Origin of the sequence: Chamaesiphon sp. VAR_69_metabat_338, from assembly GCF_031423935.1 — a bacterium.
GTDB lineage: Bacteria > Cyanobacteriota > Cyanobacteriia > Cyanobacteriales > Chamaesiphonaceae > Chamaesiphon.
Map to the genome: position 1 here is coordinate 1 of NZ_JANPGM010000580.1, position 12480 is coordinate 12480.

The window sequence follows — 12480 nt, forward strand, 5'->3', positions numbered from 1 at the left end:
GCTGTTCGGCATTGTCTGGGGTAAAGATATAGCCATTCTCCCCAGGGACGACTAGCTCGGCTGTCCCCGCCCCCGTCGAACAGAGGATCGGTTTGCCCAGTAACATCGCTTCTAAAGTCACGACGCCCCAGGTATCTTCCATCGTGGGCAGCACGAATACGTCCGCATTTTCAAAATAAGTGCCGATCCGATCGAATGGTACCCGCCCCACCCACTCAATCCGATCGGTCAATGCCCGATCGCGGCAAAAGGTCTCTAATTCTGGCTGTTGGGGGCCATTACCAACGACCTGGATCGTATAGTTGTCATAGCCTCTGGCTTGCAGTGCCGCGCAAGCTTCGAGCAATAATGGCAAGCCTTTACGGGGAATCACCTGTCCGACAAACAAAAAGACCGGACGCTGTCGCTCTACTGGCTCTGACTCGACAACGGCTGTGCTGCCTGGAAGAGTATGCTCGTCGGGAATCTCGTAGGGTTGAACGAAGACCCGCTCTTTGTCCGCCCTTAAGATCTCAGTCAGGTACTCACCACCCGCGCGACTGTTGGAGATACAAGCCGCTGAGAGCTTCACCATCAGCCGCCGGACGAATAACCGCGCTGCCGAATGCCGATAGTCTACTCCTGGCGAACTCCCCTCATAGGCAATAATTACTCGCCACCTAAGTAAGGGCATCAGCACTAATGCCAGAATCGTCCACACGCCAAACGAACTCGTGAAAATGACGTGGGGTCGCAGCCGCAGCAGATTGCCGATAATCTTGGGCGACAAATAGGTGAAATTATCGCCATAGCCATTCTCATCGCGATCGATTTCGATGACTTTAAACTCGCCGATGACTTCCACATTAAGTGTGTCTTCCAATCCTTTGGCAAAGCCGGGAAATAAACCAGTAAAGACGGTGGTATTGGGAAATATTTTGGTCAACTCGCTAATCGCTGGCTGCCAATAGAACCAGGCTACTGGCAGCAGCCAAGCAATCTTGAGGTGGTGAGGATTTTGCATGGTAGTTGGGAATTGGGACTGGTTAGAGCTTGCCATTGTCGATCGTCGAGACAGTGGTATGCTCGGAGCGATTACTGGTGGCATCGGTGGGTCGATCGCGGTAGTTGACATATTCTGCCGACCCATTAAAATTGACGATCTGAGCGGGTATCCCCACCACTACGGCGCGATCGGGGATATCTTTGGTCACGACCGCATTCGCGCCGATTGCCACATCATCGCCAATCTGAATCGCCCCAAAAATCCGCGCGCCAGGGCCGATAAACACCCGATTGCCGATTTTGGGCACGCCACTTTTTTCGCCCCTGCCGCCGACACCGATCGTCACGTCATGACTCAAGTTACAATATTCACCGATTTCGACAGCCGGACTGACGATAATCCCCCCAAAGTGGCCGATATATAAACCTTTACCGATTTTTGAATGTTTGGGTAAATCGATGCCGGTCGTTATTTCGACAAGCTTGTGCCACAGCAAGCCGATTAATTTCAAAAACTTACCGACAAGTGGGATGCGCACTTCGGTCAGTACCCACCGGCTAAACCGATACTCTGCCAAAGCCCACAACCCTTGCTTGTTCAACAGCGCGTAGAGCCAAGAGCCAACGCCCATGTACACATATCGATCGATATCGAATTTAAAGTCGTACATAATTCACTAAGAAACCCAGTTAACAGCATTTAAAAAAGTTAATTAACGCTTGAATAAGCTAGCTATCTTCCAGCTTTTCCCCTTCTAATGTCAGCGTTTCTGGTTGAAAAGATCCTAGTGGCAATCGCTCTCCATTTTCGATATTTTGCAAAGCTTGCTTACTACTCTGACCGAGATCGCATCTGACTATATTCTTAAAGCCAGCTTTTTCTAGCGAGTTGCGGAGTGTCTTCTCGTCGTAAATAAATTGATGTCCCCAAGCACGGAATAAATTATTAATCACAAACACATCATCATTACCATTAGTATCTTCAGCAATGAAGTGCTCGATCGAAGATTTAATGTATTCTTTTTGTGGATCTGTTTTGCGATCTTGATAGAGACCGACGGCAAATTGCAAGTCCGGTGTCGAGACTCGAATTGTCCCATTTTTCCTGAGTACGCGAAAACATTCGCTCAACATTGACAATCCTTGTGGGTACAAGATGTGCTCGATCATATGCTCGGTGAAAATATAATCAAATTTGTTGCTGTCGATCGGAAAAGTTTTAGTGGCATCAACTTGCAAAATATCTTTGGGAATGGCTTGATAGTCTGAATTGAGCCAGCCATCCAGCATGTGGTATCCACAGCCGATGTGTAGCTTCCTGACATCATGTTGCCGAAGATAATTCTCGACTAATTGAGCATCGACCCGTCCAAATTGGCGGTGAACTTGATATTTGAGCGATTTGCCGATCGCTTTAATGTCTCTAGCAAGTGGGTAAAGTGGAGATTGCTCGATCGTTGAGTTCATAATATTTATTTTCTGATTAAAACTTGGTTGAGGATGAAAATAGTTTCGATTATAGACTTGTTATCATTGGGTGACAATCTCTTGCTCTTTTTTTAAGATCTGCTTGAGTTGACTGCGGATTGTATTTTCAGATTTTAGCAAATTAAAGTATGCATCTTTACCCAATAGGGAAGTGGCATAATAAAAGAGCGGTTTAAAAGACAACAAATTAGTCTTAAAAGACAGTAGATGGTAACGCCTTCCTACCTGAATCGCTTCTGAATGGGAAATCAGCAAACCACTACAGATCAAGGTTCTACCCATTTCAAACAGGTATTCAGCTCGATCTCGATTTGAAAGCCCTGTCTCTTTGCTGGTGGAATTGAAGGTATCGTGGTGATGGTGCTTGTGAATAAAAGCCAGAGTTCCCTCTACTACCGATTTATGGTTGAGTGTCAGCCTGTCTCCAGCATCACTGTAAGCGTAGCGAGTGAGGACTTCGGGAATCACCTCAAACTGACAATGCTCGGACAACCGCAACCATAAATCCATATCTTCAATAAACGATGGCATGTTGGGATCGAACCCCCGAACCTGCTGGAGATATTTACGTTTTACCATCACAGTAGATGGCGTGCCGATAAAATTGCTATAGAGGAGGCGATCGCTCAAACTGCCTCGATGATGAGAACTAACGATGCGCTTGACTCGATCGCCTTCATCGACAGCCGCAAAACCTGTGTAAATAAACCCGACTTCGGAGCTGCACTGCTGAAATAGATTGAGTTGCTTTGCTAGTTTCTCTGGCAACCATTCATCATCTGAATCGAGAAAGGCGATGTATGCACCTGTGGAGTTGTCAATTCCGGTATTGCGAGCTACAGCCGCACCGGAATTGGATTGATGTCGAATATACCGAATCCGGGGGTCGTTAAAGCTCTCTAACACTCGTTCGGTATCATCGTTAGAACAATCATCTACCACAATAATTTCAAAATCTTGATAGCTTTGAGCCAAGACGCTACGAATGGGTTTGCCAATCACACCCGCACGGTTATAAGTGGGAATGACAACGCTTACTGTGGGAGATTTGAGACTATGAGTCATAATCGCTACCTGGTCATGTATTTTTGATGGATAATAAACAAAATTTATGGGTAGCACCTTCAAGCAATCCCTAAAATCTTCAGATACTTTTGAGTTGCCATTTCCACCCCAAACTGGTCGAGCCAGTGGGGATCGATCGATTTGAGTTGTCCTCCTAATACCTGTAAGATGCCATCTGCTAGTGCTGCGCTGTCGCCAACTGGCGTCAAGTATCCATACTGGCCGCCAGCCAAGATCTCGGCTGGCCCACTCTCGCAATCGGTAGACACGACGGGAATCCCCAACGCCATTGCTTCGATTAAGACTGTCGGCAGCCCTTCCCAAGCGGAGGAGAGGACGAATACGCTCGATTTGGACATGTAGGCATAGGGATTTTCGACATAGCCCAGCAACGCAACATCCGCTGCCAAACCCAAGGTTTCGATTAGTGCTGCTAATTCGGGTCGATCTGGCCCCCAGCCCAGGATAACTAGCCGTGCGGGTCGATCTTGGCGGACTTTAGCAAAAGCGCGGATCAGGTTGGGAAAGTCTTTTTGCGGCTCTAATTTACCAACGCCTAAAATCACGGGGATGTCGGGAGACTGAAACCACTCATGCGCCACTGGCTCTTGGGCATTAGCTAACATTCGATCGTTAATTACTGGGTTGTAAATCGTCTCAATGCTGTCTAAAGGCAGCAACGCGGTGGCGGCAAGGTCTTTGGCTACCCCATCGGAGACAGCGACAATTCCGTCCGCCCAAGGGTACAAATACCGGGCAAACAGTGGCGTCAAGCGACCTTTAAGTTTAGTAGCATTGCGCGCTGTTTTGGACAGTTGGTTGTGTTCTGCTACTACCAGTCGGACGGGGACTCCCGCGAGTCGTTTGGCCAGCAGGGCAATTTCATTGAGATAATGATCGGCAGCTAACAAGGCGATCGGGCGATCTCGGCGCAGATAACTTACCAATCCTGGTAAACTCAGATACAGATTGGGAGCTTTGAGATCGACAATCCGCGTTTCGGTCGGCATTTGCCACAAGTGAGTGGGATCGGCACGATTGAGGATTAAGTCGATTTGCACGCCCAATTTGACGAATTGATGTGCTAGACAAGCCGTGATCCGCTCGATGCCACCGCCACCAAAAGAGCCGAGGAAAAAAGCTACACGCGGAGGATTCTGTTCGGTCATTGCCGCTCCCTTAAAATATGTGGTTTCATGGGTTTTGTTAACCAAATCGTGATGAGTGATGTGACTGGGAGTAATTAATAATATTGCTGTTGGATTACTTGACAGATTGCAGCTTAGCTGACAGCATCCTTGGTAAGGTCGTGTTAGCTCGAACGACTATCGTGATTAACTGCGATGATTTCTACTAAATTAAAATTTGCGATCTTGCAGATCCTCCTCATGCTAGCTAGTGCCGCTCCAGCTCTAGCTGAAGGCGGCGGTGGTGGTGACAGTGGTGGCAATCAACAATCACCCGTCGAGGTAATCGCGCAAATCGTCATTACGGCAATTATTTTGAGAGTCATGAGCGTATTTAGATTGCCCTAACTCAACTACCTCGCAGTCATCCGATTTCCGCGTTGGCGATGCCTACTGACCTCAAATCGGGATGCCCAGCTTTTTGAGATTGGCCAGCCGCTTGGCTTGCCAGTCTAAGCCGATGATACTGGCGACAATCAGGGTATAACCTGGTTCCTCCAGCTGGGAGAAAATCGTCCCAAACACAAATAACGTCATCATCAAGTATTTGGAGGTATCGGTCACACAGAAATAGTGCCAGACTAAGATCGCCAGATAGAAATAGACAGCCAAGCCCAAGGCTCCCAAATCGCCCCAAATTCCCGCCCAACCAAACAGCGGCGAAAAGAAGCTGGATTTATCTCCCAGCCAACTTTTGCCGACGACCACCCAGATCTCTTTACTCGCCTGATGGACGGTTGCCCCCAGTGGTGATAATAAATCCCAGTAGTTATACAACATCCAGCCGCCCAATCGCCCCACGGTGTGCCCAGGCCCCAAACCCAGCCACCAATTGAGCGGAGAGTGAAAATACTGGGGCACGATCCTGAAGGTAGCAAATTTTAACAGGGTCGCTTCACCATCGGCAGCATAGAGTTCCGGTCTGATCCAAGTACGATAGGCATCCAGGGCTTCAAAGTTATAGATCGCCCAATAGAAACCGCCGCTGACCACAATCCCGATCGCTAAATAGATTAATGCTCGCTTGATATCTTGAAAATTGACAAAAGAGAGGAGGAGATAAGCCACCAAAAAGGCGACTAGGACTTGCTTGGTATCGGAAATTAGCACGTGATTGATACAAAGACCCGCAATCCCCAGCCGAAACCATAGCGGTTTATTGCGGGCATTGATACAGTAGTAAGCCGCAAAGGTCATTGCGACCGAGCCACCAATCACATGTCCCGACCCCTGTCCGATAAATAGCCCTTTGATATTATCTTCACCACCAATGAGTTTATCCATGTGAAAAATATATTTCTGGATATACGCAAAGAGTGTATTAATCAGCATCGCCCGTATCAACCAAGCTCGAAAACTGTGATAGCTTTCCCAAGTCATCGGCATACAGACGATCGTCAAAATTAACAAAAATGGTTCTGCTAATAAAAGATAGTCTAAAACCGCATTAATCAGCCCCGCCTGATTGATTAAAGTACTCGCACAAACAATAATTAACAGGATAAATAAACCGATTAACAGTCGCTTGGTCAGGGCTAGTTGTTTGGGATCTTTACTGCGCGAACCAATCAGCACCGAGCCACAAGCCAACGGGACGGCCAGAAAATGCAGAAAGTTGACGACTGATGGGAACTTCAATCCGGTGAGTACTCTGGGAAATAGTGCGGTACCCAACCCAAATAATGTTAAGTCTAAGTTTGTAACATATCCTTTCTGTTTGGGGGCAGGTAACATTTTTCGTACTGGATAAATGGCCTAATGCACTCTTGACGATCTCGATCGTCATTCAGTTGCAATTTTGAGCTTATTTAGTGAATTTCGAGTTCTAGCGGGGAGCGATCGCGGGTAGATTGTCAGCCGAACATGATGCGCGACCACCTTTGCTGTTTCATCAACCAGCTTGTCACCCACCAACTGATTGCCACGCTGGCGATCGCGGCGAGTAGCAACACGCTCCACTGGACGCGATCGAGATAATCGGGATCGATACGCTTGGCTAAAGACTGAAAGATCTCGATCGCAAACAGATGGATCAGGTAAATGCCAAACGAACAAACACCAAAACTCTTAATGAAGCGATTGTCTTTTAAGCGATCGGAACAAGCGATCGCAGCCAGTAAAGCGACATAGCCGCGACTGACTTCATATACCGCTGACGGCAAGAATCGATCGCCAACTAGATTCAGGATGACGAATAGCAATACCCACACCACTGGCTGTCGCTCGACCAAATTGAGTCGGAATTTGCGAGTTTGAGGATGGGCTAAAATCGCCGCTACACAGATGTAGGGCAAACAGCGCAAGCCCCAAGCGACAATCGCCAGCACTAAACGCAGGATCGGGTTGCTATTACCCAGCGGTAAAACCGCAGTTAAGAGTGGCTTAAAAGCACAACCCACGTCGAGTTGATATTCATTGCCAGTCCTCAACAGGATTTCATAACCGAGTAGGCTCACCAGACCGAATAGGGCTAATCCTTGCCAAGATTTACTGGTAAATCTCGCCAGATCTAGCAGCTTAATCTGTAGCGTCCCAACGGCGATGAGGGGGAGAAAATACAAGTGGAATGCTGCACCGCCAAAACAGATTAGGGCTAACGGATCGACAAATAAATTAGCCAACTTACTACCTTCTCCCGCAACACCGTACTTGAGCAGCTTATAGAGTAGATAAGCAACACTCCAAAACAAGTAGGGCACTAGCAACCGCGTCAACCGCGTCCGCACGGGATAAGGTTGGGGCGATAAATATAATTTTTCGATCGCTAGATAGAAGGACAGTGCTAGAAAGAAGGGCACTGCAAACAGCGCAACATCAGTAATTTGCCGCCAACCAGCGATCGAGGAAATCGATCCCCCATCCACGACGTGCAGGATCGCCACGGCCAAAATTGCGAACCCGCGAAATAAGTCGATGCCAATTAATCTCGGTTGTCGTTCCATCTTACTTATTTAGAACGGTTGTGAGCTGTCGAATCATGAGATCCCATGTTCGATCGGTAAGTGCGCAAAAATAGTGCTGGCATACAGATCGATCGAGTTTTGGGCGGCAAATAGTTGCATTTGACTGGAGTTAGATATGGTGTGCGGCGATACCGACATTAGTGTCGTCAGTGCCTTGGCAATTTCTGTCGGTTGGGTAGAATCTACTACCAAGCCTAACTGGTACTGCCGCGCCAACTCGCCCATCAAACCATAATCAGAACTCAAGACTGGTTTACCGGCTGCTGCGGCCAGCAAGAGAATGCCACTCATGCCAACATGGCGTTGGTATGGAGCCAAGATCGCATCTGCCAATTGAAAATAAGTGGGCACATCTGCTTCGGGAATAAACTCGTAATGCTCGATCGCTTGAATGAGTTTAGTCTCACACAGTGCCGTAATTTTTTGGTGAATATTGACGCGATCGGTCGGATGCGGTTGTCCTACTAATAGTAAGCAAAACTGTTTGCAGACTGCCGGCGGTAATAAGGAGATCGCCTCTAGCAGTTGATAGATGCCTTTGCGTCCATCCACCCCGCCAAAGAGCAAAAATACCTGCCGCTCTGCGGCGATGCCCAACTGCGTTTTTAACGCTGTCAGATCGTCAGATTTGGCTGGGTAAGGCTGCACTGGATCGGCAAGATGGACGACCTTAGTGTGTGGATGTTGAGCCGCCAGCGCGGTGACGGCAAACGGATCGAGACAAAATACCGTTTCCAGTTGCGGGTGCTTCAAGATCCGCGCCCAGGTCAGCCGTTCGCGCCACTGTTGCAGCTTGTCTTTCCGATTGGGCTGGTAATTGGCAAACATCTGATAGTGAACAGTCGGTCGGAAATAGATCCCCGAAAATGCACAGGGCGATCGCATCCCCATCGCTAATGGCAGTTCGCAGGTATCTAGATACATAATCAGCGCGTGGGTTGTATGCAACGCCTCGGCATATTTGCAAAAGAGTTGCCATTCGCGGAAGTTACGACGGGCGCGAGTCAGCCCGGAATTCCGGGAGCCTAACCCGGTGGCTTCGGCGGCAGAAATCGCCACTAGCTGGATCTCTAGCTGTGGTTGTTGGGCGCGATCGATCGCTGCTACTGTATCTTGGTGAACTGACGCAAACTCAGGTAAAACGACGATATCGATCGCGCCCCTAAATCCTTGCTGGTAGGCCCGATCGATCTGATGTTGAATATAATTACCGTGATGCCCTCCCAAAGCTAGGTCGAATAACATTAACCGAGGTGAGCTGTTGCTCGACTGTCGAGCTGCGGGTGCATACTTCATGACTGAATTATCGATGGGGTGAGAGCGGGACTAGCTAACGGGAGTGGGTTGGGCGCGATCGAGCAGTTTTTCTAGTACGGCTCGATAGCGATGTGCTTGGAGTTGCCGCCCATATTCACGCTCTGCTTTAGCCCGCGCCGCCAGCCGCAAGCCGCGATGGCGCGGGGAGTCCTCTAGTACCCAGGCAATTCCCCGCGCCAGATCGGCGGTGTCGCAGTACTCGGCCAGATAACCATTCTGGCGATTGTCAACAATGTCGGCCAAACCCGTATTAGCAAAGGCGACAACTGGCGTACCACAAGCGAGCGATTCGGAAGCTGTTTGCCCGAAGGCTTCTTCAATTGACGGGGCGATTGTCACGTCGGCAGCAGCATAAGCCATTTGCAAAGACACATTGTCGTTTAACTTGCCCAGATAATGCACGGGAAAGCCCAGCTCTAGGGGCGGTTCTGGCGCATCACAGCCGAACACCACCAGTTCGACCCGATCGCCCCAGCCCAGCTCTAGCAGCCGCTCTAGAGCCTGTTTCAGCAGATGAAATCCCTTGCGGCGATCGCTGACATCGATCGCGCCAAATAGGACTAGTTGCTTGGTTGGCGGTAAATCCAAAAACTCTCTGGCAATACTCGAATCGATCGGCTCAAACACATCAGTATCCAATCCAATCGGAATGACTTCAATCGATCGATCTCGAAATAGCGAAGACTCGCCCGCCCGCGCCGCCATCCACTGACTAGTGGCGACCACCGTCAGGTTCAAGTGCTGCCAAGCTGTGGCTTTGCGCTGCCAGATCGCGCGGGACAGATCGGCATCGCGACCGCTGCGGAGTTGGGGACAATCACCGCAGGAGTCTATATAGCGATCGCAGCCCAATGTGTAATGGCATCCGCCCGTAAACGACCACATATCATGAAGGGTCAGCACCAACGGCTGTTTGAACTTCGCAAATAGTTCGATCGGCACGAACCCATTACAAATCCAATTAATATGGATCGCATCGGGCGCAAATCGATCGACACTTTTGAGCAACCCAGCCGGAAACCACTGCGGCGAGAACATTTGGTGGCGATGTGGATAGAATTTGAGCACAGAAGTGTCTCCTACCGATCGCAATTTGGCAACTAACTTACTTTCCGCAGCAGTCACAGTCGGATCGCTACTCTGCTTATATTGAACTAGTAACCGGGAGTCAATATCGATCCCGAGCATCGCCTGATGGATGCGATAGGCGGCTCTGGCTGCGCCACCGGCTAGGTCGAAAGTACTTAAATGTAAGACTTTCATGTTAATTATTTTGCCTATTTCTCTAAAATAACTTCGTTATAACTACCCGATTTTACTAAGCTGCCGCGTTCTAATTGATAAATGCGGTCGCAATGCACTAGGGTGGAGAAACGATGGGCAATAATAATGATGGTCTTGATGCCACTCAAGGCTTTAATCGATTCTGTGACCGAACTCTCTGTCTCGGTATCTAACGCTGCTGTTGCTTCATCAAACACTAAAATGTCGCGTTCGTGGTACAGTGCGCGCGCGATTCCGACTCGTTGACGCTGTCCGCCCGATAGGAGGACGCCGCGCTCTCCCAGCATGGTATGCAGCCCGTTAGGCAGTTGTTCTACGAGTTCTTCTAGTTGGGCAGCGGCAATGGCCTTTTCTAGTCTGTGCGGATCGATATCGCGATCGGAAACGCCAAAAGCAATATTTTTTTCAAGGGTGTCATCGATGAGAAAAATCGATTGGGGTACATAACCGATCGAGTTTTGCCAAGCTCGCAGATTGGTATAAATTGAAGTGCCATCGATCGTGATATCTCCAGATTGGGGTGTTAATAGTCCCAAAATGGTATCTACTAACGTTGTTTTACCAGCACCCGATTTACCGATCAACCCGATCGATTCTCCTTTTTCAATAACTAGAGACACTCGATCGAGTGATGTTATTTCGGCATGCGGATAACTATATGAAATATTATCTAAAATAATTCGATCTCTGAATGGAAAGACCAACTTAGAAGGATGCTCGCCACTTATCGCCGCGATCGACTGAGGCTCTGGATGTGTATTTACAGCCTCTAATTCTTTTAAGTCTAAATATATTTTGTCTACAGAACAGGCATGGTATCTAATCCCATTAATCGCAGATAGTAAATTGCCAACTGCTGGAAGTAGTCGAATCGAGGCTAACGCAAATATACCTAATACAGAGCTGAGACCTTGAGCATTTCCCTGATTAATAGAGATATAAAAAAAAGTAAAGCCGATCAAAAAAGCAATCAAAAAAGCTTCGATCGCATATCGAGGTAGATTACCAAGACTTAATGCCAAGCTGGCACCGACGGAATATCGTTCGATTTGAGCACCCAATTTGTCCTCAAAATATGATTCGCAACCAATGATTTTTGTCTCTTTAAAACCACCCATGCCGTGATTGATCGATTGGATCATTTCTGTCAGTGCATCGGAACAGTCCTTGCCCCATTTGGCAATCCGATGTTTTGACGATTGCAATAATCCATAAGAAATTACCACAATTCCCCCAATGATGACCATGGCCATCGCATTAGTTTTAACCAACAGGCTGACGAGTGCTAGCGTCACGATGCCATTGGAAATCGATGTCAGCAGTGGCATCATCACCCCATTACTGAAATGATCTGTCTCATTGATAATATTTTGAATCAAAGAAGCACTATTTCTACCCAAGTGAAAAGTATAAGGTGCGCCCAAATAACCGCGCATCAGTCTCGATGCTATTTCGCCCCGCTGCCTGAACCCAAACTCAAAAATTATTTTTTGGGAATTAAAGCTCAAAAATGCTTTTAGAAAGAAAATTGCGACGATCGAACAGCCAATTACGATCAGGAATTGAGTTTGAGATCCCATGTTTAGCCCTTGATAAATTGAATTTAACAGGCTATTCTGGGCGATCGTCTCAGGATTGGTTGCTAAGGCGATAAATGGTCCAACTAAACCTGTCCCAATTACTTCCAGAAAAGAAACAAAAATAAAAAGCAGTAACATAAACAGGAGTGTTTTGTGCTGCTCTTTAAGAATGTATAGAAATTTAGACAGGTATTGACGCATAAGAATATAGAGCTAACCAAATAAACATGACATTTGGGATGTGCTGACATTACAATTCCTTAGAATACAGTGCATCCCTCACCCGTGACTCAATTTATGCAGATCCTCGCTCGACCATCGTAGACAAAACCATAGCAAAACGCTATACTACGAATTGGAAGTCTTTAGTCTGGTTGCAGCCCAGCATCCGCGAATTGCGGCGGGTAAATTGGCCTACCGAAGGATTGCCATCGGGATCGATCGCCCCACTGGCATATTGCCACAGATCTCGGGGCGCGATCGTTACTTGAAAAGTCCGATCTTCACCTTTACACACGTGATACCACTTTGTGTCCTGGCACTCCTCACACCAAAACGCCTCGATCCATTCTCCCGCAATGGGTACTGCCATCCGTGCCGATACCAGCCGCA

The 12480-nt window shown here is 48.1% G+C and carries 12 protein-coding genes; 1 reads left to right on the forward strand and 11 read right to left on the reverse strand.

The window, feature by feature from the left end:
- The 5 genes from RMO84_RS15955 to RMO84_RS15975 all read right to left on the reverse strand — a co-directional run.
- A partial coding sequence (locus RMO84_RS15955; RefSeq protein WP_310489424.1) for a glycosyltransferase family 4 protein occupies positions 1-1039 on the reverse strand: 1039 nt, incomplete at its 3' end.
- Entirely contained in the window at positions 1026-1655 is a 630-nt protein-coding gene (locus tag RMO84_RS15960) for a serine O-acetyltransferase (RefSeq protein ID WP_310489425.1), read from the reverse strand. The genes RMO84_RS15960 and RMO84_RS15955, both read right to left, overlap by 14 nt.
- Before the next feature lie 58 nt (positions 1656-1713).
- Positions 1714-2451 (reverse strand): methyltransferase domain-containing protein, encoded by a 738-nt coding sequence (locus RMO84_RS15965; protein ID WP_310489426.1) that lies wholly within the window; start codon positions 2449-2451, stop codon positions 1714-1716.
- A gap of 63 nt (positions 2452-2514) precedes the next feature.
- Positions 2515-3537, reverse strand: a complete 1023-nt coding sequence (locus RMO84_RS15970; RefSeq protein WP_310489427.1) for a glycosyltransferase family 2 protein — start codon at positions 3535-3537, stop codon at positions 2515-2517.
- A gap of 59 nt (positions 3538-3596) precedes the next feature.
- The gene (locus RMO84_RS15975) at positions 3597-4706 is read right to left on the reverse strand and encodes a glycosyltransferase (protein WP_396135878.1); all 1110 of its coding nucleotides are present in this window, start codon (positions 4704-4706) and stop codon (positions 3597-3599) included.
- Between the two features lie 174 nt (positions 4707-4880).
- Here RMO84_RS15975 and RMO84_RS15980 point away from each other — a divergent pair, with 174 nt between their 5' ends.
- Entirely contained in the window at positions 4881-5072 is a 192-nt protein-coding gene (locus RMO84_RS15980; RefSeq protein WP_310489429.1) for a hypothetical protein, read from the forward strand.
- A 51-nt stretch (positions 5073-5123) separates the two neighbouring features.
- Here the strand turns inward: RMO84_RS15980 and RMO84_RS15985 are convergent, their stop codons facing one another.
- From RMO84_RS15985 to RMO84_RS16010, 6 genes are all read right to left on the reverse strand, one after another.
- On the reverse strand, positions 5124-6458 hold the full coding sequence (locus RMO84_RS15985; RefSeq protein ID WP_310489430.1) for a hypothetical protein: 1335 nt from the start codon (positions 6456-6458) through the stop codon (positions 5124-5126).
- 119 nt (positions 6459-6577) lie between these two features.
- On the reverse strand, positions 6578-7666 hold the full coding sequence (locus RMO84_RS15990) for an acyltransferase (protein ID WP_310489431.1): 1089 nt from the start codon (positions 7664-7666) through the stop codon (positions 6578-6580).
- A 33-nt stretch (positions 7667-7699) separates the two neighbouring features.
- Positions 7700-8932, reverse strand: coding sequence for a glycosyltransferase (locus RMO84_RS15995; protein ID WP_310489432.1), 1233 nt, complete (start codon positions 8930-8932; stop codon positions 7700-7702).
- Positions 8933-9013: 81 nt separating this feature from the next.
- Positions 9014-10267 carry a glycosyltransferase gene (locus tag RMO84_RS16000; RefSeq protein WP_310489433.1) on the reverse strand — a complete coding sequence of 418 codons (1254 nt, stop codon included), beginning with the start codon at positions 10265-10267 and terminating at the stop codon, positions 9014-9016.
- Between the two features lie 14 nt (positions 10268-10281).
- The gene (locus RMO84_RS16005) at positions 10282-12006 is read right to left on the reverse strand and encodes an ABC transporter ATP-binding protein (protein WP_310489434.1); all 1725 of its coding nucleotides are present in this window, start codon (positions 12004-12006) and stop codon (positions 10282-10284) included.
- A 205-nt stretch (positions 12007-12211) separates the two neighbouring features.
- The coding region (locus RMO84_RS16010; RefSeq protein WP_396135877.1) for a hypothetical protein at positions 12212-12480 on the reverse strand (269 nt) is incomplete at its 5' end.

Excerpts from the sequence above, each read along its gene's own strand:
- RMO84_RS15960 (WP_310489425.1), bottom strand. The coding sequence starts at position 1,655 with ATGTACGACTTTAAATTCGATATCGATCGATATGTGTACATGGGCGTT.
- RMO84_RS15965 (WP_310489426.1), bottom strand. The coding sequence starts at position 2,451 with ATGAACTCAACGATCGAGCAATCTCCACTTTACCCACTTGCTAGAGAC.
- RMO84_RS15970 (WP_310489427.1), bottom strand. The coding sequence starts at position 3,537 with ATGACTCATAGTCTCAAATCTCCCACAGTAAGCGTTGTCATTCCCACT.
- RMO84_RS15975 (WP_396135878.1), bottom strand. The coding sequence starts at position 4,706 with ATGACCGAACAGAATCCTCCGCGTGTAGCTTTTTTCCTCGGCTCTTTT.
- RMO84_RS15980 (WP_310489429.1), top strand. The coding sequence starts at position 4,881 with ATGATTTCTACTAAATTAAAATTTGCGATCTTGCAGATCCTCCTCATG.
- RMO84_RS15985 (WP_310489430.1), bottom strand. The coding sequence starts at position 6,458 with ATGTTACCTGCCCCCAAACAGAAAGGATATGTTACAAACTTAGACTTA.
- RMO84_RS15990 (WP_310489431.1), bottom strand. The coding sequence starts at position 7,666 with ATGGAACGACAACCGAGATTAATTGGCATCGACTTATTTCGCGGGTTC.
- RMO84_RS15995 (WP_310489432.1), bottom strand. The coding sequence starts at position 8,932 with ATGTTATTCGACCTAGCTTTGGGAGGGCATCACGGTAATTATATTCAA.
- RMO84_RS16000 (WP_310489433.1), bottom strand. The coding sequence starts at position 10,267 with ATGAAAGTCTTACATTTAAGTACTTTCGACCTAGCCGGTGGCGCAGCC.
- RMO84_RS16005 (WP_310489434.1), bottom strand. The coding sequence starts at position 12,006 with ATGTTACTGCTTTTTATTTTTGTTTCTTTTCTGGAAGTAATTGGGACA.